This is a genomic window from Draconibacterium orientale (genome assembly GCF_900111425.1).
Classification (GTDB): Bacteria; Bacteroidota; Bacteroidia; order Bacteroidales; family Prolixibacteraceae; genus Draconibacterium; species Draconibacterium orientale.
On record NZ_FOHT01000016.1, the window covers coordinates 69,230 to 95,557 of the forward strand.

Annotated in this window: 21 protein-coding genes and 1 tRNA gene; 8 read left to right on the forward strand and 14 right to left on the reverse strand. The window is 39.5% G+C overall.

From position 1 onward, the window contains the following. Nucleotides 1–18 precede the first annotated feature (18 nt). Entirely contained in the window at nucleotides 19–1,371 is a 1,353-nt protein-coding gene (locus BMW53_RS10345; protein ID WP_038561983.1) for a geranylgeranyl reductase family protein, read from the reverse strand. Nucleotides 1,372–1,662: 291 nt separating this feature from the next. Between BMW53_RS10345 and arfB the strand changes: the two genes are divergently transcribed. The 5 genes from arfB to BMW53_RS10370 all read left to right on the forward strand — a co-directional run bounded on the left by arfB (nucleotide 1,663) and on the right by BMW53_RS10370 (nucleotide 6,746). Further along, a complete protein-coding gene (arfB, locus tag BMW53_RS10350) occupies nucleotides 1,663–2,079 on the forward strand; it encodes an alternative ribosome rescue aminoacyl-tRNA hydrolase ArfB (RefSeq protein ID WP_038561981.1) in 417 nt (138 codons plus the stop codon). A 247-nt stretch (nucleotides 2,080–2,326) separates the two neighbouring features. Then, complete coding sequence (locus BMW53_RS10355) at nucleotides 2,327–2,848, forward strand: GtrA family protein (protein WP_038561978.1); 522 nt, start codon at nucleotides 2,327–2,329, stop codon at nucleotides 2,846–2,848. A 54-nt stretch (nucleotides 2,849–2,902) separates the two neighbouring features. Further along, complete coding sequence (locus BMW53_RS10360) at nucleotides 2,903–3,721, forward strand: CPBP family intramembrane glutamic endopeptidase (RefSeq protein WP_051568022.1); 819 nt, start codon at nucleotides 2,903–2,905, stop codon at nucleotides 3,719–3,721. Nucleotides 3,722–3,795: 74 nt separating this feature from the next. After that, the gene (locus BMW53_RS10365; protein WP_038561976.1) at nucleotides 3,796–4,275 is read left to right on the forward strand and encodes a DUF456 domain-containing protein; all 480 of its coding nucleotides are present in this window, start codon (nucleotides 3,796–3,798) and stop codon (nucleotides 4,273–4,275) included. Between the two features lie 92 nt (nucleotides 4,276–4,367). Beyond that, complete coding sequence (locus BMW53_RS10370) at nucleotides 4,368–6,746, forward strand: penicillin-binding protein 1A (protein ID WP_081804903.1); 2,379 nt, start codon at nucleotides 4,368–4,370, stop codon at nucleotides 6,744–6,746. 4 nt (nucleotides 6,747–6,750) lie between these two features. Here the strand turns inward: BMW53_RS10370 and tsaA are convergent, their stop codons facing one another. Next, a complete protein-coding gene (gene tsaA, locus BMW53_RS10375) occupies nucleotides 6,751–7,245 on the reverse strand; it encodes a tRNA (N6-threonylcarbamoyladenosine(37)-N6)-methyltransferase TrmO (RefSeq protein ID WP_038561974.1) in 495 nt (164 codons plus the stop codon). A 120-nt stretch (nucleotides 7,246–7,365) separates the two neighbouring features. On the opposite strand from tsaA, the gene BMW53_RS10380 reads away from it, so the two are divergent. Beyond that, nucleotides 7,366–7,439, forward strand: a tRNA-Pro gene (locus BMW53_RS10380). 305 nt (nucleotides 7,440–7,744) lie between these two features. On the opposite strand, the gene BMW53_RS10385 is transcribed toward BMW53_RS10380, so the two are convergent. Next, on the reverse strand, nucleotides 7,745–8,137 hold the full coding sequence (locus tag BMW53_RS10385) for a DUF4890 domain-containing protein (protein WP_038561972.1): 393 nt from the start codon (nucleotides 8,135–8,137) through the stop codon (nucleotides 7,745–7,747). Nucleotides 8,138–8,215: 78 nt separating this feature from the next. Beyond that, nucleotides 8,216–8,863, reverse strand: a complete 648-nt coding sequence (locus BMW53_RS10390; RefSeq protein WP_038561970.1) for a DUF2490 domain-containing protein — start codon at nucleotides 8,861–8,863, stop codon at nucleotides 8,216–8,218. Nucleotides 8,864–9,047: 184 nt separating this feature from the next. Between BMW53_RS10390 and BMW53_RS10395 the strand changes: the two genes are divergently transcribed. Then, nucleotides 9,048–9,623 carry a TetR/AcrR family transcriptional regulator gene (locus tag BMW53_RS10395; RefSeq protein WP_038561968.1) on the forward strand — a complete coding sequence of 192 codons (576 nt, stop codon included), beginning with the start codon at nucleotides 9,048–9,050 and terminating at the stop codon, nucleotides 9,621–9,623. Between the two features lie 81 nt (nucleotides 9,624–9,704). Then, entirely contained in the window at nucleotides 9,705–10,343 is a 639-nt protein-coding gene (locus BMW53_RS10400; protein ID WP_038561966.1) for a porin family protein, read from the forward strand. Nucleotides 10,344–10,425: 82 nt separating this feature from the next. Here the strand turns inward: BMW53_RS10400 and yidC are convergent, their stop codons facing one another. The 10 genes from yidC to BMW53_RS10450 all read right to left on the reverse strand — a co-directional run bounded on the left by yidC (nucleotide 10,426) and on the right by BMW53_RS10450 (nucleotide 26,247). Continuing rightward, nucleotides 10,426–12,375, reverse strand: coding sequence for a membrane protein insertase YidC (gene yidC, locus BMW53_RS10405; protein WP_038561964.1), 1,950 nt, complete (start codon nucleotides 12,373–12,375; stop codon nucleotides 10,426–10,428). Nucleotides 12,376–12,381: 6 nt separating this feature from the next. Further along, nucleotides 12,382–13,986 carry a CTP synthase gene (pyrG, locus tag BMW53_RS10410; RefSeq protein ID WP_038565376.1) on the reverse strand — a complete coding sequence of 535 codons (1,605 nt, stop codon included), beginning with the start codon at nucleotides 13,984–13,986 and terminating at the stop codon, nucleotides 12,382–12,384. 464 nt (nucleotides 13,987–14,450) lie between these two features. Beyond that, nucleotides 14,451–14,954, reverse strand: a complete 504-nt coding sequence (locus BMW53_RS10415) for a flavodoxin (RefSeq protein ID WP_074780623.1) — start codon at nucleotides 14,952–14,954, stop codon at nucleotides 14,451–14,453. Nucleotides 14,955–14,965: 11 nt separating this feature from the next. Then, the gene (locus BMW53_RS10420; protein WP_038561962.1) at nucleotides 14,966–17,017 is read right to left on the reverse strand and encodes an alpha-ketoacid dehydrogenase subunit alpha/beta; all 2,052 of its coding nucleotides are present in this window, start codon (nucleotides 17,015–17,017) and stop codon (nucleotides 14,966–14,968) included. A gap of 6 nt (nucleotides 17,018–17,023) precedes the next feature. Then, nucleotides 17,024–18,304 carry a dihydrolipoamide acetyltransferase family protein gene (locus tag BMW53_RS10425; protein WP_038561959.1) on the reverse strand — a complete coding sequence of 427 codons (1,281 nt, stop codon included), beginning with the start codon at nucleotides 18,302–18,304 and terminating at the stop codon, nucleotides 17,024–17,026. A 216-nt stretch (nucleotides 18,305–18,520) separates the two neighbouring features. Beyond that, nucleotides 18,521–19,432: a dihydroorotate dehydrogenase gene (locus BMW53_RS10430; protein ID WP_038561957.1), complete on the reverse strand. Its 912-nt coding sequence runs from the start codon at nucleotides 19,430–19,432 to the stop codon at nucleotides 18,521–18,523. After that, nucleotides 19,426–20,202: a dihydroorotate dehydrogenase electron transfer subunit gene (locus tag BMW53_RS10435; protein ID WP_038561955.1), complete on the reverse strand. Its 777-nt coding sequence runs from the start codon at nucleotides 20,200–20,202 to the stop codon at nucleotides 19,426–19,428. Before BMW53_RS10435 ends, BMW53_RS10430 begins: the two co-directional genes overlap by 7 nt. Nucleotides 20,203–20,964: 762 nt before the next feature. Next, complete coding sequence (locus BMW53_RS10440; RefSeq protein ID WP_051568021.1) at nucleotides 20,965–21,390, reverse strand: helix-turn-helix domain-containing protein; 426 nt, start codon at nucleotides 21,388–21,390, stop codon at nucleotides 20,965–20,967. 1,160 nt (nucleotides 21,391–22,550) lie between these two features. Beyond that, a complete protein-coding gene (locus tag BMW53_RS10445; protein WP_038561953.1) occupies nucleotides 22,551–25,433 on the reverse strand; it encodes a TolB-like translocation protein in 2,883 nt (960 codons plus the stop codon). Between the two features lie 100 nt (nucleotides 25,434–25,533). Next, nucleotides 25,534–26,247: a hypothetical protein gene (locus BMW53_RS10450; protein WP_074780626.1), complete on the reverse strand. Its 714-nt coding sequence runs from the start codon at nucleotides 26,245–26,247 to the stop codon at nucleotides 25,534–25,536. Nucleotides 26,248–26,328 lie beyond the last annotated feature (81 nt).

Sequence of the window (26,328 nt, forward strand, 5' to 3'; positions counted from 1 at the left end):
GAATTTGTTCTCAACAACTTACTTTTTAATCCCTTTCTTAGGCATGTAAAATAGTTCATTTACCGTATTTGCCAGTAATAGCAGTATTGTTGCCGGATGCAATACGCGCCTTAAAATATTGGTGTACGGCGCACTTCCGGTAAACGTATCCCATAAAACCGAGCTCATTCTTCGTTTGTCGTTTACCTTCTTCTGTTCGTTAACTACCATACGAAATATGCCTTTTTTCAGCACCGAAGATTTTTGAATAATTGTTGTAACCCCAAAAATAAATTTGCCAATGGCATTGTCTCTGTTTAGTCGCGTACATTCCGGTTGATAGTGCTTTTTGAAATCAGCTTGCGATACGCCGTTGAATATTGCTGTTTTGGCCGCTGCTTTGGCGGTTATATAAGCCGCACCAATTCCGTTCTTATATAATTTTGATGATGCGGAGTCGCCAATCAACACCACCCGGTCAGAATAGGCATAATGCGCATTTTTAATATTAATACCCGGAAAACACTGACAGGGCGCAATTTGGTCGATATCCAGCCCTTTGGGGAAACATCGCTGAACGGCCTCGCTGCTTAAAAAGCTGTCAACTATTTCTCCGGTAATTTGCTTTCCCAACAAAACCAGGGTAACGTATTGGCCTTTTGGAATGAGTGCCCCGAATTTTATGTTTTTAAGGTTGAGCAGAAACACGTGCATCGAATTCCCAAAATATTGATTGATCAGCTCATTCCCCAGTTTAAATTCGCAGATATATGTTCTTGTTGTTTCAGGAGGAATATAGGCCGCGGCAACTTTTTTGAACAACGAAAATGACCGTGGATTTAATCCTACCGAGCCAATAACAAGCTCGTAATTTGCTGAATTTGTTTTTGTTTGAACAGTAATTCCGGAATCATTTCGTTCCAAACCGATTACCTTTTCATAAATGGTATGAACTCCTTTCTTTTGGCACAGTTCCAATAAATAATTATCGAAACTAACCGAGTCGATGTTGTCGCTACCCAGGGGGCCAAATCCCCTGAATATGGAGGCTATTTTTTGGTCTTTTAATGGCGTTTCAATTAAGGTTGCACCTTGCTCCATATGAAGTTTGTACGATTCGATTCCACGCCGAACAACATTTGCCGGCAGAACAATTCCGTCGGTGGATAAGGCCTGAATCAACGATTCAGAAACGATTCCGCCACAACGGTTGCAACCTGCAGGGCCGGCTACATGAAAATTCTTTGCTTCGTAAATGTCAATGTGTATGTTGATTCCTCTTTGTTCGGCAAAACCAAGTGCGAAGTAAGCAAAAAAACTTCCGGCCGGACCACCGCCAATAACAGCTATTTTAGAACCATTACCAATATTAAAGTTTTTGTTTTTATTCACTTTCGCCAGGTTTAGTTTAACACCAAAAATAAGTGTAAGGGAAAAGCTTTCTAAAAAAGTACTGGAGTAAAAATGGTTAATAGTTTGAACTGCCAATGAACCGGAGTCCGGTATTTTTATGTGGTATATACCATTTAAACACTGTAAAGGTTACAGTTTGCCCGACTGTTACAGTAGGCTACATGGCTCGGTATTATAATTTGTAATCTGTTTTAATCGATATAATGATTTGATAATTAAAAAAATCCATGTTCTTTTGTGGCATAGAGATTATTGCATGGTACACTTAATATGAGACTTTCGGAAACTCAAAAAGACCAAATTATAAACGAATTAAAGATTTCGGCCATTCGCAGCAGCGGCCCCGGCGGACAAAACGTAAATAAGGTAAATACAAAAATAGAGCTGCGTTTTAATCTGAACGACTCCGCTGTTTTTAGCGAAACACAAAAACAAAGGCTTGGCATTAAATTAAAGAACCGGATTAATTCTGATGGTGTAATTGTGCTTTTTGAAAGCAGCGAACGCAGTCAGTTGAAAAACAAACAGCAAGCCATCGCAAAACTTGTGGAGCTGATAGAGAAGGCATTAACTCCGGTTAAGCGAAGAGTGAAAACAAAACCTACCATTTCGTCGAAATTAAAACGACTGGAGAAGAAAAAACAACAATCGACAAAAAAACAGTTGCGCCAACGGCCTGATTTGTAATTCTGGAACTGATAAATTGTAAAACTGTTAAATGGTGATATTGTTCGCTGGCACTGAGAAAGGGTTTACAGCCATTGACGAATACATCTGTAAGCAAAAAATTGCGAATCAAAATCCGGCAATTGCCGCGTCATTTTGCATTTAATTTCACCACTTGCTTTTCTTTTTGATCGATGCTTCCTCAAATGTGTTTTGTGGGTATAAAAGTATTTTTTGTTTCTTTGCAGCTCAAATCTGAAAATAAAGCATGCGAAACATACTGGAGAAAATAGGAAAGATGATCATCAACGTTGTTGACTGGTTTTATTTTCCATTCCTGCAATTTCTTCCGCGCGAAATCTTTCGCTATGCCGCCACCGGTGGCGCAAACACGCTGCTCGACATTGGTTTGTATTTCATTTTTTACCGTTTTGTACTAAAAATGCAGATCGTCGATCTCGGCTTTATCGCCATAAGTCCGCACATTGCTGCTTTTCTTTTTGTTTTTCCGATAACCTTCACAAGCGGTTTCTTTTTGGCAAAATATGTAACTTTTACGTCATCGGTATTAAAAGGACGCATTCAACTGTTCAGGTATTTGCTTACCGTTGGCGGATCGATACTGCTGAATTATATTTTTCTGAAATTCTTTGTTGAATACTGTGGCCTGTACGCCACGCTTTCGAAAGCAATAACTACCGTGCTGGTAATTCTTTACAGCTACGTTGCTCAGCGTTATTTTACCTTTAAAACGGGGAAAAAACTACTTGCCGCCCGAAATCGTTCGTAAAAATTCACTCTGGTTAACATTTGTTTTACCAATTGTACTATATTTATTAGCCGTATGGAAGAGTACCGCGTTAAATATTATCCAACCATTTTACAGGGCATTCACCTGGTGATCCTTTACATATTTATTCAAACCGTTGTTGATTTTCCGTTGGCGGTAATCGATTATTACAAAGGCACCGAATACCTGTATAATCCCGTTAAAAAAATTGCACTTGGAGTCGGTTCTGTAGTGTTTATCCTGCTATACGGCATTCGCAAGGCAAAAGCTCCGGTTTTGGAGATCTTTCCCATTAAACTTTTTAATCCTTTGGTTTTTATTCCCGTTGTAACATTTCTTTGGGGGGCACATAATATTCTTGAGGATGTTAATATATGGGTTGAGAAGCTGCTGCCTGCCCCACCCTGGTTTTGGGAACTTTTCGATCGTATTTTCGAGGGCGACTATGGTTTTATGGGGGCTTTCCTGAAAGTGGCCGTTGTTGCTCCTGTTATAGAAGAACTCATCTTCAGAGGCTTGATATTTAATGGCTTCCGTAAGAATTACAATGGTTTTGTTGCTGTGTTTATGTCGGCACTCTTGTTCTCCCTGTTTCATTTAAATCCGTGGCAAATGCCGGCAACGTTTCTGCTGGGGCTGCTACTGGGCTGGCTAATGTTGCGCACCAATAATATTTTTGTTGCTATTATTGGTCACTCTATAAATAATGCAATGGTGCTGCTAACTGTAACCTACTGGCAACAAATTCGCGAACATTCCATCTATCTTTTAGAGCGTAATAACCTGTTGCTGCTGAGTGCGCTTGTTATGGCACTTTCTATTGTGTTAATGTATTTCACAAGCATTCCGTGGTTTGGCAAACGCCGGCGATAAGCGCTTGTTTACCGAAAATATTCAACCCGAAAAAAAGGAAACACTATTTTTACGCCCGTAATTAATTTTAAAATATGGACATTCTATTAATCGTTTTAGGAGCACTTTTTATTATCAGCGGAGTTTTAGGTTGCGTTTTACCCATCATTCCCGGACCTCCCTTAAGTTATATAGGCCTATTGTTGCTGCATTTCACCGAACGTTATCAGTTCTCTTCAAAATTTCTGATTATTTGGGCTGTAATTACGGTGGTAGTTTATGCACTGGATTACCTTATTCCGGCATGGGGAACCAAAAAATTCGGAGGAAGTAAACGTGGGGTTTGGGGCAGTATTATCGGCCTGGTAATAGGCATGTTCTTCTTCCCTCCTTTTGGCATAATAATCGGTCCGTTTGTTGGAGCTGTAGTTGGTGAACTTACCGTTGGCAAAGACTCGGGAGCCGCCTTAAAATCAGGCTTCGGATCGTTTATGGGATTTTTAGCCGGGACATTACTAAAACTTATTGCATCGGGTATGATGACCTGGTATTTCGTTAAAGAAATGATTGTTTAACAATTAGAATATAAACAAAACCTCGTTTATAATATTTTCAAATCAATTAAGTTTGATTAAGAAGGACATAGTTTTTATAATACTTTTGTTGCGTGGCAAAAAAGAAAACAATTACAACTTCCCGGACCAAAAAGCCGGCGAGCAGAAAGAAAGGCAAATCGAAGAAAACAGGTAAAAAATATCCATTCCTAAGCTTTATTTTTAAAGCAGGCGTAGTATTATTCTTACTCGGATGTTTGTTTTTTATCCTGGTTTTTCTGGGCGTTCTGGGCCCGGTTCCTTCTAAAACACAGTTACAACAGATTAATAACCCGCTGGCCTCGGAAGTATATTCTGTCGATGGAAAAATACTGGGCCGGTATTATGTTGAGAACCGAAGTTATGCCACATTCGACGAAATTTCGCCCAATGTAATAAATGCCCTGGTTGCCACTGAAGATGCCCGCTTTTACGAGCATCGCGGTATTGATGAAATTGCCCTGGCGAGGGTGCTTTTTAAGTCCATTATTTTGCGCAACGATGCTGCCGGCGGTGGAAGCACCATTAGTCAGCAAATTGCGAAAAACCTGTTTCCGCGCGTGGATTACGGGCCATTTTCGATGCCGGTAAATAAACTGCGCGAAGCAATTATTGCTTATCGTTTAGAGCGTATTTATAATAAACAGGAGATTCTGGCATTGTACCTGAACACGGTTTCATTTGCTGAAAATATATTTGGAATTGAAGTAGCTGCAGAGCGATTCTTTTCCAAATCGCCAAAAAGTTTGGATGTGCATGAAGCCGCAGTGATTGTTGGGATGCTAAAAGCCAATAATTATTACAATCCGCGAACGCATCCTGATCGTGCCGTAGGCCGGCGAAATGTGGTGATCGATCTGATGGTGAAAAATAATTACCTGAATGCAGCTGATGCAGAGAAATACAAGGAAAAACCTTTGGGATTGCATTATCGTTTGATTTCGTATAATCAGGGACCCGCCCCCTATTTTCTGGAGCGTTTAAAGCCCGAATTATTGGAATGGTGCGCTGACAATGTGAATGAAAACGGCCAACCATATAACCTTTATACCGATGGATTGAAGATTACCACAAGTATTGATTACAATCTTCAGCGCTACGCACAGCAGTCGGTTAAAGAGTACATGAAAAACCTTCAAAAGGTATTCGACAACCACTGGAAATCGAGAGATATTTTCCGAGAGAATCCGGAGGTATTAAAAAGTGCGATTCAGAATCTGAATACCAGCGGAGACAGTTACGCTGATGAACTGAAAAAATATTCGGCAAAAACGCATGCTTCATTATTTACCTGGGATGGTGTTGAAAGTATGGAGGTTTCGCGCCTCGATTCATTAAAACACTACCTGAAAATGCTGAATGCCGGATTTATTGCAATCGATCCGCACTCCTCGCATTTAAAAGCCTGGGTTGGAGGAATCGATTACCGCTTTTTTAAATACGACCACGTTACAGCGCCGCGACAAACCGGATCAACATTTAAACCGTTTGTCTATCTGGCAGCGTTGGAAGAAGATATTTCGGCCGATACTTATTTTGTAAATCAATACAAGGTTTACGAAGAATATAAAGACTGGGCACCGCGGAACTCGCACAACGAATATGGCGGCTACTACTCGATGAAAGGTGCTTTGGCAAAATCGTTAAACACCGTTTCGGTTGATGTGTTGTTGGAAGCCGGAATTGATGAAACTATCGATATTGCGCGCGATCTGGGCATTTCGGCTGATCTGCCCGACTATCCTTCTCTGGCTTTGGGAGTGGCTTCGGTATCGTTAAAAGAAATGGTGGAAGCTTTTGCCGGCATTGTAAACGATGGAAAACCCGTAAAAGCCAATTACCTGTTGCAAATTGCCGACAAGAACGGGAAAGTGCTTGAAACCTTTAATTACGATTTACCTTATGAGCCGGTAGTTTCACCCGAAAATTGCAGGGCGGTAATAAATATGATGGAAGCCGTGGTTGACGGCGGAACCGGACGGGGAATCCGTACCGTTTATAAAATCCCGGGCGAGTTTGCCGGAAAAACAGGTACAACACAAAATAACTCGGATGGCTGGTTTATCGGTCTTACACCCGAGCTGGTAACGGGTTGCTGGGTAGGTGCCGACGATCCGCGTGTACATTTCCGAACAACAACCTATGGGCAAGGCGCATACATGGCTTTGCCAATTGTTGGGAAGTTCTTTTATAAAACTTATCACGATAAAAAATTTGAGCACCTGCAATACAGCACTTTCCCCGATCCGGAGCCGGAATTACTGGCCATGCTAAACGAGCCGGAATACAAAGAAGTGCTGGATATTGAAAAACACGGCTTTAATTTTGCCAGCATTTTTGGAAAGAAAGAGACAGAAAACCTGAAAGACCGGCCTGAAGCTAAAGCTGAGGAGAAAGAAAAGGGTCAGCTTTGGAAAAAAATTAAAGGTATTTTTAGTAAAAAAGATAAATAGAAAACTAAGCAAAACGATTATCTGAACGTTGTTTGGCGGGAAAATCATCATCTTTCGAATCCAGCCAACCACAAATTGCATTGGGGCGGTTATCCACTTGCCTGAAAAAGGGTTTGATATCGATCAGCGGTGTTCCGTCCAGCATATCGGCACCTGAAAACCAGATTTTGTTCCCTTCAATTTTGAGTAACTCAACGGTTGAGATACCAATTGGCGACGGTCGTTTGGGCGATCGTGTGGCAAAAACACCATGCTCTTTGTCGTCCATAAAAGGTTTTACTTTTAGTTTATAGCCATCAACACGATGAAGATGATAAAGTAAAATTAAATCCGAAAAGCCCTTCAGTCCTTCCAATCCCGCTGTTAAATGTGGTACCAGTTCAATGATGCCGGTGTACGCTGCTGCCCCAACCGACTGGATTGGAATGTTGGCAATGGTTTTATGTGGTGTGGAAATCGTACCGATTATCTTTAGTTCTACCTTCTCCAAATCTTTCATTTTTCAGGGTATTGAATTTATGCTCAATATAGTAGATTTTTACGAAACAACATTCCTGAAATTTTACAAGAAATTTAGTAACATATTTTTTAAAATTTACTTAAATTAGCGGGCTCAATTCGGGATGTAGCGCAGTCCGGTAGCGTACGTCGTTCGGGACGACGGGGTCGCAGGTTCAAATCCTGTCATCCCGACAGAGACAAAAGCCTTTCGCAATAGCGGAGGGCTTTTTTGTTTGCAATGAAACAGCAGTCTGTTTTATGCGAAATTGGAAAGCAAAAAGCGCAGTGCATAAAATGAACAAGGCTTTTGGCTATAAGCTTCTACCCTTTTTTGATTCATTGTAAAAATAAATCCGGTCATTTATCCGATAAAAATGATTCATAAAATACGCCATAAAAAATGGGATTTATACCAAATTGACCACAAATTGGTATTAGTTTGGGGCAAAAAAAAGGATCAACATTACGCCAATCCCTTTTGTGTATTCTTCTCAACTTTATTGTCTTCCACCACCAGGTCTTCCTCTTCTGTTGGCTCTTCTTTCTTCCATCAGTTTTTCATATTTTGCGAATTGCTCATCGGTTAGAATCTTCTTTAACTCTTTCTGTTGATTGGCTCTCCATTCTGTCATTTTTTCCCGCATTTTTGTGCGGTCTTCTTCTCCGGTCATTTCCTGGCGCAAAGTTGTCATTTCGTTGTAGGACTTCAGCAGAACCTTTTCCATTTTTTCGGCCTGCGTATCATTTAATTCCAACTCTGTTTTAAATTGTTCCGTTTGTCTTTTTGCCATTTCCTCAGGGTCGAACTGACGTTGCCCTCCCCTGTTTTGGGCCATTGCCACAGTAGTTCCTATCAGAACTGCTACCAATAAAAATGCTAATCTTTTCATGCTATCTGTTTTTAATTCTAAAAATCAACAGATTAGACTGCACCTTAAGGGTTTAGTTTAATCGTCAGGAGCTCGGTATTAAATATCGAAGCTCAAATTTAAGCCAAGAATATCAGCCGTTAACCAATGATTCTGCAGTTCTTGTTTCTGCAGTGCATAGTAAATTTTTATTTCCAGGTGCTCCTTTTCAAAAGCTGTAAATCCCGCATAAAACCGAGCTAAATGTGTGCCCTCGCCATTTAGTTTAATAAACGATTCGTTCTGCACATAAAATTGCAATCCCCACTCGGTAATCGCCGGAAATTTCATACGTAACGACTGTCGGTATCTGAAGTAATTATTTAATTCTTTGTAAGTTCGGTATTCGAGACGGTTGTAAAAATCAAATTCAAACTTGCCAATGTCTTTTCCCAGGTTCACAAAAAGCATCGGACGGTTTTCCGGCAACCACTCACCAACCTGAAGATTTGTATAGCTTAACCTGGAACCTACACCATATTCCATCCAATTTAAAACCTGGTGTCCGACTAAAATTTCACCATATTTTAAATCGAGTGTTGTGCGCTTAGGTGAATAATGTATTTTTTCGGAAACAGTAATACTTATTTTATTCCAGGGTTCTATTTCAACCTGATTTTTATTCCAGAGTTCAAACGATCGGTCGTCTTGTGCAAAACTGTTAATGCCTGTAAAAATCAATAATACTATTACGTATAACTTTTGCATGCCTGCAAAAATAGAAAACAATAGTTTTTCCTAAACAGAAGTATGTAACTAAATATCATAATTCGTTTCACTTTTTAATATTGACAGTTCAGAATAATATTTTCTCATATCAGGGGATAGAATATAAGTATCATGAAAAATTCTTGTACATTTGGACCAAAATCGTCGAATAAAAGAAATACTTATGAGCGCGAACTCGAAACAACAGATTATTGAAGCAGCCGGAATAATTTTTGAACATTATGGTTTTAAAAAAACAACCATGGACGACATTGCTTTCGCTGCAGGAAAAGGAAAAAGTTCGCTTTACTATTATTTCAAGAATAAAGAAGAGGTTTTTGAAGCTGTTGTTGCACATGAAGCAAAACAATTGATAGCCGAAATAAATAAGGTAATAAATGCAACGCACTCGGCAGTTGAAAAGCTGAGAAGTTATGTGAATATTAGAATGAAACGATTTGTGCAACGTGGGAACCTGGCAACCGCTTTAAACGACAATTTTTTGGCAACTTTTGCTTTTATTGAAAAAATACAGAATAATTACCGGGATTTTGAGATTGAAATGATTACCGGAATTATAAACGAAGGTATTAAACGAAAGGAATTTAAACCTGTTGATGCCAATTTTACCAGTGAGGCGATTCTTACCTGTATGATTGGTTTTGAAGTTCCCTTATTAACCAAATCGAAAACCAGCGAGGAATCGATAACAAAAATCAATAATGTAATTGATATGTTCTTTTACGGTATTTGTACCTAAAAAATTTTATATCATAATTCGAATATTTTAGGTTATAGTTCAAATAATACAAAACAATATTAAATAGAAAACAAAATTAAGATGAAACAGAAAACAAATTATTCAGGAAAAACACTTTACAGCCTAATACTGGTTGGAGTTTTAACTATGGGCCTTTCACTGGCATCAAAAGCTCAAATGAGTTATGGAATTAAATTTGGCGCAGGTGCAGCCTGTCAGTCTGATTTACTGGAACTTGCAAATAATTGCGATGTACGCTTTAGCCCAACTATAGGCTTTGTTGGAAAGTACCAGATTACAGAAGGTTTTGCCTTAAAGAGTGGTTTGGAATATCAACAAAAAGGACGCAGTTTTACGGAAGAAGATATGGATGTAACGAACAAACTTCAGTATTTATCGCTTCCGGTAAAAGCTGAATTTTCGGCAGGAGAAAAAGCCGGGTTTAAAAAGGGACAACGTCTGTATTTTGCTATTGGCCCCTACTTAAGCTACATGCTTGATGCTGAAGGAGAACTGGATGACGCAACTTTTGATATGAAAAACGATACCAAAGATTTTGATGCCGGCTTAGGACTGGAGCTGGGAATGGAGTTTCCGGTATTTAATCAAAAGGCTTTACAAGTAGGCTTAAACTACGACATGGGACTTGTTGAAGTATATAAATCAGAAGCCGATTTGCATAACAAAATGGCCTCAGTAAGCCTGGGATTACTGTTTTAACGACGAAAACATAGCACAACATCAATACAAAAAAGCCGGCTAAGAAATTTCTTAGCCGGCTTTGCTTTATACAACTGGTATATTATTTTCTTTTTGGTGCTTGAACCCCGCGTTGTTTAGCCATTTCTTCCAAACGTTTCTGGAAATTCGACTGCTTTTTCGCCGGTTTCTTTTTATTGGCTTGCAGCTGTGCTCTAATCTTACCATCGTCAACAAACGAGCGAATCAGATAAGTCTGGCCAATAGTAATCAAGTTAGCAAGGAAATAGTAATAACTCAAACCCGATGGATAACTGTTCAACAGGAAGAAGAACATTAGTGGCATAATGTACATCATGGTTTTCATTCCCGGCATTCCCTGGCTTGTAGTTGCCGACTGGCTTAACTTGGTAGAAATGATTGTTGTAATGGTCATTAATATCGTAAATAAGCTCAGGTGGTTACCCATAAAGTTTCCGATTAACGGAATGGTAAAATCCCAGCTCAGAATCGAATCATAGGTTGATAAATCGTGCGCCCACAAGAAACTTTGTCCTCTTAACTCGATTGAAGTTGGGAAGAAAAAGAACATCGCAAACAAAATCGGCATCTGTAATACCATTGGTAAACAACCACCCATTGGGTTTACGCCGGCCTTTCGATACAGCGCCATTGTTGCCTGCTGTTTTTCCATGGCTTTTTCCTGCCCCGGAAACTTGGCATTTATTTCGTCAACCTCAGGTTTTAATGCACGCATTTTTGCCTGCGACATATACGATTTGTAGGTAAACGGGAACAATACCACTTTAATCATCAGAGTAAGCAGCAGAATGATGATACCAAAATTATCGATTGAACGGCGTAACCAGTTGAATACCGGAATGATAACGTAACGGTTTACCGGACGAACAATGGCGTATCCCAAATCGATCTGGCGCTCCATATCAAGCCCGTATTGTTTCAGGGTTTGATAGTGATTCGGACCAAAATAAAACTGCATACCCATCTTTTCACTTTGTGTTCCGTTGAAAGGAATAGCAATATCGGCCCTGAAATTTCCAAGATAATTCTGGTTGTCTTCGTAGTCGTACTTCTCCTGACGTACCATAGCATTTGGGAATGCTTCGTCGCCAATTATAGTTGAATTAAAGAATAACTGCTTAAAACTAATCCATTTAACACTTGTTGAAAGGTTCTCTTCGTCGGATTTGTTTTTATCCAGGTTATCAACCTCGTCTTCAAAAAACTTATAGGTCATATAAGTATAACGGTCTTCGCCAAATCGCGAATAGTGTTCCTGACGTGGTACATCAAAGGCCCAGCTAAAATTCAGATACGATTGATTCCGTGAAATGTAGCTGTCCATTCCCTGCATATTCACATCAAAATCAACCATAAACGAGTTGTATGCCAGGGTATAAACATACTCGATAAATTTACCCGGTGCAACTTCCAAACGGAAAGTTACTGACTCGGTTTCGCCCGGATTTTCTTTGTTAAACTTAATTCGGCCTTCGTCACCTTTACGCACTTTCGGACCGTTTACCACAACATCTTTTGCACCTCCAACCTGATTAAAGTAAAGGTTATCAGTGGTTATGCTTCTGTTTTGTGCAAAGAAATTCAGACCAAAAAGTGTTTCCGGACCATCAAAAAGAATCAATTGTGTAGAGTCATAACGCTCATAATCTTTCAGCTCAACCGAGTAAATACGTCCCCCTTTATTGGAGAAGGTGATTTTAACCTGGTTGTTTTCGAGAGTGGTAAACTCCTCTGTACCAACTGATGCAGCTCCAAAAACACCAAGTTCCTCTGTTTTCTGTTGCATTATTTGATTCTGAACTGCAGTGTCGGCTTCCATAGCCGCATTTTGCATTTCTTGCTGTTCCTGCATTTTCTGCAGCTCCAGTGCTTGTTGTGCTTCAACTTGTGCTATGGAATCGCGTCGTTGCTTCGCAGCTTCAACTTCTTCTTCCGATGGCTGGTTGATCCATGAAAATACAACCAGAATTACAAAGATCAGAACGATTCCAATAATCGATTTTCTATCCATTTTCTATTATTCAGGTAATGAGTTCTTAATAAAATCAATAAACAACGGATGGGGATTTAATACCGTACTTCTGTATTCCGGGTGGAACTGAACACCTACAAACCACTTGTGTTCAGGTATTTCAACAATTTCCACCAGGTCGGTTTCAGGATTAATTCCTGTTGGTACCATTCCTGCATCGATATATTGCTGACGGTATGTTTCGTTAAATTCATAACGATGACGGTGTCTTTCGTGAACCGTTAATTTATTGTATGCCTTGCTAACTTTTGAGTTTTCATCGATAATACGACATTCGTAAGCTCCCAAACGCATGGTTCCACCATAATTGGTAATGCCTTTTTGCTGTTCCATAAGGTCGATTACCGGATGTGGCGTTTTCGGATTCATTTCTGATGAGTCTGCATTTTCCAGGTTAATTACATTTCGTGCAAACTCAATAACAGCTACCTGCATTCCTAAACAAATACCAAGGAAAGTAATGTTGTTTTCGCGGGCATATTGTGCTGCCAGAATTTTTCCTTTCATTCCACGGTGTCCAAAGCCCGGAGCAACGATAATTCCGTTCATCGGTTTCAACTGCTCGTCGATGTTCTCGGCGTTCAATTCTTCAGAGTGAATCCAATTGATATTTACTTTGCATCTGTTTTCGGCTCCGGCGTGTACCAAAGCTTCGGCAATTGATTTGTAAGCATCGTGCAATTCCACATATTTTCCAACCAACCCAATTTCAACGGTTTGTGTTGGATTTTTATGACGTGCAAGGAAATCATTCCAGGCTGATAGATCAATCTCTTCGTTAATGGTTAAACCAAGCTTTTTCAATACAGTGATATCCAGCTTTTCTTCCAACATTTTTAACGGAACATCGTAAATTGTTGGCACGTTAACCGACTGAATTACAGACTCTAGTCCCACATTACAAAACAATGCAACTTTTTGGCGAACCGATAATTCAATATCGTGCTCGGTACGAAGAACCAGAATATCGGGTTGAACTCCGGTTTCGAGCAACATTTTAACCGAGTGCTGTGTTGGCTTGGTTTTTAATTCGCCTGTAGCCGACAGGTATGGAACCAATGTTAAGTGAATAACCATTGCACGGCTTCCCAATTCCCATTTTAACTGACGAACTGCTTCAATATAAGGTAACGATTCAATGTCGCCTACCGTACCGCCAATCTCAGTGATCACGATATCGTATTTACCTTTTGATCCCAGTATTTTTATTCTCCGTTTTATTTCGTCGGTAATGTGAGGAATAATCTGAACGGTTTTTCCCAGGTAATCACCCCGGCGTTCTTTATCGATAACCGATTGGTAAATCCGTCCGGTTGTTACGTTGTTAGCCTGCGAAGTGGCAGTATTTAAAAAACGCTCGTAATGTCCCAGATCGAGGTCGGTTTCGGCTCCGTCTTCGGTAACAAAACACTCTCCGTGTTCATACGGATTCAGCGTTCCCGGATCGACGTTAATGTACGGATCCAATTTTTGAATGGTAACATTGTAACCACGAGATTGTAGCAACTTGGCCAGCGACGAGGCCAAAATACCTTTTCCCAACGACGAAGTAACTCCACCGGTAACAAATATGTATCTAGTTTCAGGCACGGTAAATTTTTTTATAATTCGAAGCCACAAAATTAATCAATTAATACGAACCGAAAACTAATGAACGGGCAATTTAACCGATATAGCAAATAGTTAATAACAATGAGCTATTAAAAACCCTTTTCTATTTAACAATAATTAAATCGTTTTCCTGCGTGTATTTTAAAGTCACTAATCAGTTGTCAAGAAATATCAAAAAAAGCGAAGCAGTAAATATGGATTATAATCAGGTTACAAAAGTGAATACATTTGTAACCTGAATATATTACACATTTGTAATCAATAGAATATGTTGGTCATGCCTAGTTTTGATGAAAGCCAAATAATTCGGCCCTTTCATGAATATTACATTTGTATCAGATGTATAGAAAATGTAAAAAGGCCATTGGTCAACACCAACGGCCTTTATGCAAATAGAAAAACCTTATATAGCAAGAGTTTTTCTGAAATCGATAATATTAACTTTAAAACTCTTTTTTGAGTTGTGCTACCCAGTCTTCTACCCGTTCTTTTGTTTTACGAGCCTGGTTTTCCTGGTCAATCGGCAATCCGATAAACTTATCGCCTCGTTGTGCGCGCGATGCTTCGAAGGTATATCCCTCAACCGGGGTTTGTCCAACGATTGTTGCTCCACACTCTTCAAGTATTTCAGCCAATAAACCTATGGCATCGCAAAAATTCTCGGTGTATCCTTTCTGATCTCCCAATCCGAAAATGGCAAACTTTTTCTTTTTAAGGTCCATCTCTTCCAAATCAGGAACGAACTCATCCCAGTAGTTGGGCAATTCGCCATCGAACCAGGTTGGTGCGCTAAGAATAAAATTGTCATATTTATTCAACACCTCTTTATTAAGCTCTTCAGCATTAACTGCTTCAATCTCTTTCTCGCCAAAAGCAGCAATAATTTTTTCCGCTACCTTTTTCGATTTTTGAGTATTGTAACTGTATATAATTGCGGTTTTACTCATTTTTCCGATTTTTAGTATTCAATTAATTCTTTTGCTGCTGTGTAAATACGCTCTTTATTTGGTAAGATCGCCTGTTCAAGAATACGGTTGAAACCAACCGGCGTAAATGGCGAACCTACACGTTTAATTGGTGCATCGAGGTATTCAAAACCTTTTTCGTTGATGAGTGCGCTTAACTCGCCACCAAAGCCTCCAAACACTTTATCTTCGTGAACAACCAACACTTTGTTGGTTTTCTTAATCGAATTTAAAATGGTTTCTTCATCCAGCGGAATAAGTGAACGCAGATCGACAACTTCAACATCAGCAATTCCTTCCTCTGCCAGTTTTTTAGCAGCGTCAAGGCTTAAGTGCGTTGTGTTTCCGTAAGTAATAATGGTTAAATCGCTACCCTCACGGCGAACTCGTGCTTTTCCGAAAGGCACCTCAAAATCGTCAGGCACTACAGTTGCAGCTTTTGGATCCTGGTAAAGTGCTTTTGGCTCCATAAACATGGTTAATCCTTCTGAACGCATCGATGTACGCAACAATCCGGCTGCATCATCGGCAAACGACGGATAAACAATACGTACTCCCGGAATGGCTGCCAGCGAACCTTCAATGTTTTGCGAGTGGTACATTCCACCACCGATATAACCACCTGATGCCAGGCGAATGGTTACATTTGGCGAAAATTTACCGTTCGATCGCCACAGGTCGTGACTGGTATCAACGTACTGTTCCATTGCCGGCCAGAAATAGTCGGCAAACTCAGCACCTTCAACTACAACACGGATTTTTTTATCGTATCGCGACATTCCGTTTGCTGTTCCAAGTATGAAATCTTCAGCAATAGGGCCGTTGAATACGCGCTTCTCGCCAAACTCGGCCTGCATGCCTTTTGATACGTTGAAAATACCACCTTTATCTTTGTTGGCCATGTCTTGCCCCCAGATAAAAGTATCCGGATTATGACGGAATTCAGCCTTTAAAGTCTCGTTAAGTGCTGTAATAAACTTCGTCTTCTCGCCTTCTTCGTTATGCAATCCTTCAGGGTATTTCTCCGAAACAAACGGATCAGAAAATACATGATCGTAAATCGATGCAGGATCGGGATCCGGTGCAGCCATCGCCGCTTTATGCGAAGCTTTTATTTCTAATTTTACTTCTTCGTCAATTTTATTCAGCTCTTCTTCAGCAAATCGCTCGTAACGCAATAACAACCTTCTGTATTTTGCCAGCGGATCGTATTCTACCACGTAGTTTCTTTCCGAATCTGAACGATAAAGCAAATGGTCGTCGGAGTTGGAGTGCGACCCCATGCGCACGCAGTTGGCCTGCAGTAATACGGGTTTGCTTTCCTCTATGGCATAACGTTTGGCTTCGGCCATGGCGTTCATCGAATCGAAAACATCTTTACCGTTACAGTGGATAATACGCAGGTTTTTATACCCGGAAAAGTTATTGGCCACTTTTCGTTGCGCAGTCTGGTCTTTTTTAGGTACCGAAATACCATAACCATTATCCTGAACCACAAAAATTACAGGCAATTCTTCTTTATCGGCACCGGTAATCGCTTCGTAAACGTAACCTTCACTAACCGATGATTCGCCTTGGCTACTGATAGAAACCGCTTTCTCGCCATAATATTTAATGGCACGGGCGGTTCCAACGGCATGCAAGGTGTGGTTTCCGGTTGCCGACGACACACTGTGCATGTTCCACTCGGGTTTTGCCAGGTGATTCGACATGTGGCGACCACCGCTTGATGGATCGGTAGCTTTAGAAATACCGTTTAATATAATTTCTTCCGATGTCATTCCGCCCGCAAGAGCAGTCAGCATATCGCGATAATACATATATAAATGGTCTTTCTTTTGCTCAAAATTCTGTCCGATAGCCAGCTGAATTCCATCGTGTCCGGCATAAGGAGCGTGGTACGACCAACCAATGGCCTGTTTCAGATAATTGGGTGCTTTTTCGTCGAGTGCACGGCCAATTTTCATTAACCGGTACCAATTTTCCAGCGTCTCCTTCGGAGTTTTCTTAATTGTATATTGCTTTGGTACTTTTAAATCCTTCATAATAAATTATATTGCGCGGTTTGTATCAAATTGTTCCAGATGATCAGCAATGCGACGCAGGAAAGCGCCTCCAAGTGCACCATCAATAATACGGTGGTCGTATGATAACGACAGGTACATTTTGTGACGGATTGCAATTACATCGCCGCTTGGTGTTTCCAAAACGGCTGGTTTTTTCTCAATAATTCCTGTTGCCAGAATTGCAACTTGCGGTTGGTTGATAATTGGTGTTCCAATAATATTTCCAAACGATCCGAAATTGGTAATAGTAAATGTTCCACCCTGAATATCGGACGGATCGAGTTTATTGTTACGTGCCGCATCAGCCAATCGGTTCAGTTCTTTTGTTAAACCAACCAGGTTGCGCTGTTCTGCATTTTTAATTACAGGAACAATCAGGTTTCCATCGGGCTTGGCAACTGCAATTCCAACGTTTATATCTTTTTTCATTACGATTTTTTCACCGCTAACCGATGAGTTCACCATTGGAAATTCGGCCAATGCAGCTGCAACTGCTTCTGTGAAAATTGGCATGAACGTAATTTTGTCGCCATATTTTTTCTGGAAAGCGTCTTTGTTTTTGTTTCTCCACAATACCAGTTCCGTAACATCGGCCTCTACAACAGAAGTTACGTGTGGCGACACTTGTTTCGACATCACCATGTGGTCAGCGATCAGTTTTCTGATGCGATCCATTTCAACAACGGTATCGCCTGCTCCCACTGAAACCGGAGGTGCTGCTTTCTTTTCTGCAACAGGTGCTGCTGGTGCTGCAGGTTTACTTTCTTTTTTAGCTTCAGGCTGAGCGGCAGAACTGTCTCTGTTTTCCAGATAGGCCATAATGTCCTTCTTCTGAACGCGGCCTCCAACGCCCGATCCTTCAATGCTTTCCAGCTCGTCAAACGAAACATCTTCTTCTTGAGCAATGGTTTTTACCAAAGGCGAATAGAAACGGTTTGAAAGTTTTCTACTGTTATCAACCGAAGCTTCGGCTGTTTCTGCTTTCGCAGGTGCATCGCTGGTTGTAGCAGTTTCTTCAACCTCTCCATCGAGACTTACCACAGCCAGAACTTCTCCAACTGCAACCAGACTATCTTCCGGATAATTAATTTTTGTGATTACGCCATCAACCGGCGACGGGATCTCTGAATCTACTTTGTCAGTAGCAACTTCGAAAAGCATATCATCCTCTTCAATAGTGTCTCCCTCTTTAACGAACCATTTTGTAATGGTGCCTTCCTGGATACTTTCGCCCAGTTTAGGCATAACGATATTAAAACTTGCCATAATAAATACTTTAAATCTTTGTTTTGCTATTTGCACTTAATACAACAGAACTAAAATTGAAATGTTCAGATTGCAATTTTAATTTTGTGCAAAAATAGAGTTAAAAGTATTTTAAAGGCGAAAATCGGGAAAAATCGTACTAAATAGTATTTATCTCAGATAGATTTTATCGAATGACAAAAGTGATATACAGAAGTACATGGAAATAAATGTACATTACACTTGTAAAGCGCCAATTAATTCACTGGCCGACTGCATATTATGGCGTTTCAGATAATCTTCAATGCCTTCAACAATCTTCACCGGAATCATCGGGTCTTTAAATATGGCTGTACCAACCTGCACTACTGAAGCTCCTGCCAACATAAACTCAATGGCGTCGGCAGCAGTCATTATTCCGCCAATTCCAACAACCGGAATTTTAACAGCGTTAGCAACCTGCCAAACCATACGTAATGCAATGGGTTTTATTGCCGGACCGGATAATCCGCCGGTTATTGTAGATAAAAGTGGTTCTCTTTTTTCGGCATCAATGGCCATTCCCAAAAAGGTATTTACCAACGATACTGCATCAGCCCCCTGTCCTTCTACAGCCTTGGCAATTTCAGTAATGTTGGTAACATTTGGCGACAATTTCACGATCATTGTTTTATCGTAAACCCTGCGCACTTCGCGGGTAACCATTTCTGCTCCCGGACAACTAACACCAAAGGCCATTCCGCCTTCTTTAACGTTAGGGCACGAGATATTCAGTTCAATGGCGTTTATTTTATCCAGTTCATTAACCTTTTCAGTTAATGCAATATAATCTTCAACAGTAGATCCGTTTACATTTATAATCAATTGTGTATCATAGTCAACAATCTCAGGGTAAATGTTTTCAATAAAGTAATCGATGCCTTTATTTTGTAAACCCACAGCGTTTAACATGCCCGACGGGGTTTCGGCCATTCGCGGGTAGTTATTACCATCGCGGTTTTTAAGTGTTGTGCCTTTCAGAAAATAACCTCCCAACAGGCCGGGTTCGAAGAATTCCGCGGTTTCGCGCGCAAAACCGCAGGTTCCCGATGCCAGTGTTACCGGATTTTTAAATTCTATATCGTGTAATTTTACTTTTAAATCTACCATTTCAAATCATTAATGTTAAACACCGGACCATCAGTACACACACACAGGTTTCCCTTTGTTGTTGGCTCAATGCAGCACAAACACACACCAAAACCGCAGGCCATAAGGTTTTCGAGCGATACTTCGCAAAATACATTGGCAGCTTTTGCTTCTTTTGCAATGGCGCGCATCATTCCATCCGGGCCACAGGCATATATTTTAGTGTATGAATTTAAGTTATTGGTAAATACAGAATGCTGCGTAACAAATCCCTTTTCACCAAGCGAACCATCTTCTGAAGCATAATGTAAATTCGCATATTTTTTGTAACTATCTACATTTATATGGTCTTCTTTTGATCGTGCTCCCAGTAAAATGTCAACATTTTCAACCGGCAAACCCGATTCTTTGGCTAAGAAAAGCATTGGTGCAACGCCGCTGCCTCCGCCAATCAACAAAATTTTATCGTCAGATGAAGGATAGGTAAAGGTTTTTCCCAGTGGGTAAACCATGCTGAGTTTACTTCCTACTTTTACCTCAGTAAGTTTTCGCGATCCCCGCCCCAGTATTTTTACGATCATCGAGATTACATTATTCTCGTAATCGACCTCAAATATTGAAAAAGGGCGCCGAAGAAAGATTTCTTGCGCTTCCTTAACCTCAATATTTACAAATTGTCCTGGCTTTATCACCGGAAATTCGGTATCCGATTGCACTTTGATAAGAAAGTTTGTAGCGTTTAGCGCACTATTTTCAATTACGTTGAATTCTTTAACAAACTTTTTTGGCATGTATTCTGATTTTGCCGCAAAGATAATAGAATAATTGTTGAATTAACTGCTACGAATTGACACAAAAAGAAAAGACCGTTGAATAACGGTCTTCTATGTAATATTTAAATTAGGTAAAAAATAAGGGTCTTTGTTAATATGTGTACAAATGTATCTATAAATTTCGTGGTTACAAAACAGAATTTTAGTTTTTTTACAATTAAATTCAATTTTTAAAAAACATACTCCTGAAAACCAGAAATGGCCACTAAATATAGTGGCCAAGCGACTTCTGGATTTATCAACTTAAATTGGGTTTGTAAATTGAATCTATATGGTTTTAATCATCCTGTCGTATTGTTGTTTACTTTTGTTGTTACAAATATGAAAACATTAATTCACATATGCAAACATTTTGCAGATTATTTTTGTAAAAATATTTACTTTTGTGCTCCCTGTGTTTAGATGATTGCAAATCAGACAAGTTACAAATATGTATTACAAAAGTAAACTTGAGGGATTTACACATAAACAAAAGAGGACCGTATTGTTACAGTCCTCTTTGTTACTCTGGTTTAACCACCGTTTGGAGGCCAAATACCTTTTAGTAATAACGATTACAATTCTCTACAACATATTACAAACAAATGTTTTTGTATTTTTAATCGCCCGCACCCGGTTTATTTCTTCCGATTTAACCACGGTTTGGCAAAACTCCATTATAAATAAGTGATACTATATAATGGTATGTTCTATTGACGATATACATTTCTATACAATTTCTTAGCGTTGGTTATATATATTAAACGTACCATCACGATATACAATAATCATTTTATCTATATCGCTATTTGATGTAGTCATCGATTTTTCACTATTCTCCTCTGGTACTATTGGTACAATGTTTTTCTTAGCTGGCTTTTCAGTCAATGGTTGCTGTTTAATAGTTTCCTCAGCTATTGGCAGTATTTGTTGCCGATTATCATCAACTGATACTTTTCCGCTAAACATATCGCCCTCGCCTGTAAGTAGCCAGCGAGCGTTTAAGTCAGGGAATTCCAGAAGTAACTTCTCAATAAAGGAAGCACCTGGTTTATTTCTACCATTAAGAATATGTGAGATATTAGATCGTTGCACATCCAGAACGGCAGCCAGTTCGCCGGCTGAGATTCCTTTTGCATCGATAAAATTTTTAATTCGGTCTTTCATTTTTAAAAGTGTGTTGCAAAGATACATTTGTCATGCGTCCAACAGACTTCGTGTATGCTTCAAAAACAAATGTAAATATTATTTTCGAATTTAACAACACCTTTTAATTAAATGTAAATACATAACAAACTTCAAATAGGTATTCACAAGGCGATAAATCACTTAAGAAGTACTTGGTAATACATTAGAATTGAGCGCTATAACTGTGTTTTATTTAAATAGCTGATGCGAAATAGCTGATATAGTGTATTGATTCTGTATATTACTTCATGTAAAACATGTAATATCCTAAAATAAAGATAGATAAATTAATTTACATGCTTTGTATATTTATACATATTGATTTTCAGCGTAAATATTCCACTTTGTAAAATAGGGCTTTATTTATTTAAACACTCTCCTCTTCATTTGTTACATATATACAAATAAGCTGCAATAGTAATTTAAAAAGATGAACTTAACTCTTTGATTCAATTTTCATAGATGACACATATGTAATCTATTTAGATTTGCCAGTGTGACACAAATGTATTCGTCTTATTTTGCAATTATTTTACATCTCTATCTGCTTTTAAATAACTACTTGTGAATTTTACAAGAGTGTACTTGAATACTGAACATTACAATAAAATTTATCAGTCCGAATCACAAGTGTGCACTACAAATAGGCTAATGAAAAAGATTCTTTCGCTTCTTTGCATTACGCTGCCAATAACAGCAAATTATGGTTTTATAAAATTATCCACACCACCATCCAGTCTCCCGGGTCGCCTTTCATTCCGACTATTGCAAGTAATTTAAATTACTTATAGTGGACACTAATGGAATCGAACATCGATAAGGAATGTCGAAATCTACTGCCTGACAAAATTTCTATTCCTATTATCTGAAAAAGCTCCGGTTCTTTTCATTTTGTGCTTTAGCTAAAAATGCGCTAAATATTTACGCATAATTAGACGTAAACGAAAAAATGGCGTATTCTCAGAAGCTTAAACAGAGCAATTACCCTGGTCAAACTGCATGAATTTAATTAGTTAACACTAAAACAACTCAGTTGCCAAATACAATGAAATAGAAAAAACAGCGATAAATCAGCACAATTTTCAACTCAGTAATGGAAAATGCTTGTTTTTCGTTGAGATGTTACTTTTTGAATTTGTCTATAACGAATTAAAATCAACAGACAGTAAAAAATCAAAACCAACATCTTCCAGTTCCTTAAGATACGATGCTCTGACTCCTATTTTTACCGGAGCATAAAATCGGAAGAAATTTACATCGCCTAACAACTCGACACCATACGATGATATATCGACATTAAATTTTGTAGGTGCATCACCGCCATGGTAACCTCCTTGCAAGTTTGCGTAATCAGCAAATAAGGTTGCACTGATTCTACGCACGTAGGTAATTCCGCCAATACTTAAATCGGGATTAATAAGTGGCAGCGCATAATTTAGCGATAAGGATTGCAATTGTTCGGTTTCTATTTTTGTCCATCCTCGTGGAAAGCGGATCGCATCAGAGAATCCAAAAAGGTTTCCGGAGCTTTTATCCTGCAAACCTCCATATAAACGAATGCCATGATTTTTCAATAGGCCGGGTAGATACACGGTAGCTGCCGCTGCTGCTAATTGCCCCATTTCGTTTGATTGCCAGGGCGAGTGTCGGAAATTCCCTTCCAAGGCCAATCCAAAATTTGGGTAAATATCCTGGTGGCTTTTGCGTAGCAACTGGTAGTAGTACAAACGGTACGATAACGATTGATAATTACCTGAGTTAAACTCATCCGGGGTTGACTGTTCCTTACCGTAATGTGCCAACTGGTATTCCACTTCAGGTTGCAAAAGGCGTGAAAATGCTCCTTGCGACAAATTTAAAGGAATACGCATATTGGCATTAAAAGTTGTCTCATTCCATTTATAATCCTGGAGCGTGGTATCTCTTTTAACCACCTGGCCTTCCTGATTTTGGTACTCACGAATTAACCAATATTGCGATGCGCGTTTACCCCCCGTTACTTCGAAATCGAAAACAGGGAACCAACCTTTGTAGGTGTACTTTCCATAAAAATGACCTGTTTTTTCGCTGGTGTCCCATTTATACCCCAAGGTGGTAAATGCTGTACCTAACTTATTTTGCGACATCAAACTTACGCCGGGCAAAAACTCATAATCGTCGGGATCGACAAAAACAGGCGCCCAACTGTGAAAATTAAAAAGATGCTTTGCTTTGTTATAGGTTTGCGACACAAACACTTCTGTAGTATCAACGCGCGTAAAGTCGACAACACCAGGTTCTTGTTGTTGCATGGAGTTTGCAAGTGGCCAGCTGCCGCGAATTACCTCATTTAACGCCATTGTTTTTTTCGGTTTAAATTCGATAATACGAAAACCATCTCCGGTGTAATCGCTCAATGCAATTGTTCCTTTTGGGTTAATGGCCGGATAAGCAACGTCAAAACGAGGTTCGTATACTTGTTCAATTTCAGAACTGAATAAATCGTACACATAAAGTGCATTTTTGCCCGAGTAACTGCTAATAAAATACAAGTTGTTTCCTGCAACCTTTAATTGTTTAATCTTTCCCAGTTCGGTTCCCGGAAGTAAAGTCTGCTCATTATTTCGCAGATCGACTTTCGCAATATGTTTTCCGTTCTCATCCAATAGCACATAAATTAATTCGTGCGGGTTTAACCAAACCGGAGAAAAGAAATAATTGTTATTGTCAGTCTGGAAGCGGTATTTCATTTTTCCGCTTGAGATATCATAAACCGTTAAATAATTTTTACTGGAAAAATCGGTTTCAACAACTGCAACTTCTTTTAAATTGGGTGAGAGAACCGGGGCAAATGCTTTAAATTCAGGCGAAACAGAGTACATTTTTTTTGTATTCGCGTTTAAGATTCTAATTTGTGAAAGTCCGCTGTGCGACCAGCGAACATCGGGTATTTTTTCGGCCCAAACGATCCATTCTCCTTCAAAATTTACCGATTCTTCAAAAATAGAACCCGGAATTATCAGGCGTTCTTCATCTCCTGTTTTCGTGTTAATCCTGACAAAAGAGGGAATCACATCCAGGCCCGTTTTGTAGGCAATCAACTCATCAATGTTAAGCCAGTGTTTGTATAAATAATTGGTGTAGGTTTTATTTTTTTGCGAGAGTTGTGTTAACGAAGGTTCTACAAATTGAGCATCGGTATTTTTCCACTCCGTTGCCAGGCTGTCGAATATCGATTCGTAAAGTTGCACCTTTCCTAAACCGGTTTCCAATTTTAGCGCTTTATCAAAAGGCGTTATCGAAAAAGGTTTCGTTCCTACTCTTTTTATTGCCTTTTCCCAGATTTCACTTCCGTATCGTTCTCTTGACTTAGCTACCAGATAATAACCCAGTTGATAGTGATTGGGTACGTAATCTTTAAATGATCCGAGGTAAGCTTTATCGTACGAAAAAGTTTTGTTATCGACAACCTGCGCCTGATGTTCCATCAGAAATGAAGGGAATCGTCCGCGCCCGTAGTTGCCTAATGCCGTTTCAGTTACAACGGCATCGCCTTCAATAAACCACCACGGAAGATAAGCTCCGAACACTAACGCAGTTCCCTGTTCTCCCAATACGGCTTCAATGATTTTGGGTAATTCGGCGTTTAATTTATCGATTTGCACCACATGTCGGAATTCGTGTAAAGCCAGCTGTTCTAACCAATCTTGCGGATAAATTCCCTGATGTGGTGTGGTATAAAATTCCGACCGTTTGGGAGCATAAGCCACCAAACCGTTCGATTGTACCGTTTGCGTATGAAGAATTACCGATATTTTACCCGGCTTGTATTTTAACGAATAACTCCCGAAATCGTAAACCATTTCCAGTTTCTGAGCCAGAACCTGCGCCTGATTTTCATAATAATCGGGATAAATCAATTGAAAATTTGTGGTATTAATTTGCCGCCATTTCAGCGATGCCGGATCCTGCCCTGTATCGAAATACTGAGCTTGTGCGACATAAGTTGCAAATACAAGAAATAATAAAAGTAGTTTCTTCATTTTTTTAGTGGAAATGAAATGCCAAAATACACAAACGAAACTATATAAAAACAAAAAGCCCGGAAAAATCCGGGCCCTAAGCTTGAACATGTTTTGTTTTTTATTCTTCTACTTCGTTAACTCCTAAAATTGGGATTGGATTGTCATCTTCCTTTTCTCCGTCAACCGAAGCATAAAGTGTTGCAAATGCTGCATGAACCCAAATTAGTGAAAAAATGACTCCCACAAAACACACGATTAAGCCTGCAATATAAATAAAGAAGGATAAGATGGCCATTCCGAAAATGGTCCAACCGTAACCGCGTGTCATTTGCCAGCTTTTTTCAATAGCTTTTATGGCATCCAGTTCTTTGTCCATAACCAGGTAAGGAACAAAAGCCAGGCGGCATGCCACAATAATACCGGGTATTATCAGCATAAAAATTCCTACGGTTACCAATGCTGCTACAATTAAATTGGCTAAAACAATATTTAGGTACTGCGTTTTAAAACCTTCGAACATTACTTTCAGATCCGTTTCTTCGTCTCTTATGGCAGCTAAAAAAAGCCGCTTTTCGCCGTATTTAATTACAGGCACAAACAAGAAACCATATGCCAGTGCGAATAAAGCTATCGGAAAAAGAAATAAACCAATGTTATTAAAGTCACCTCCATTCCATTCGCCTTTAAAACCATAGCCGGGGCCATTAAGTAGCCCAACAATTATTACGGCCACCAGAAGTGTCGGGAATGATTTTTCAAATATTTTTCTCCAGGCGTAACTAAAACTTCCACCTGCCGATGGTCTCAAATTAAAATACTTTAAGCTTTCCATTGTTTTTGTTTTTAATGTTTTTGTTTTTAATGTTTTCTGTTTTCTAAGTGGCACCTTCCGATGCCTGAACATTGTTTTTTG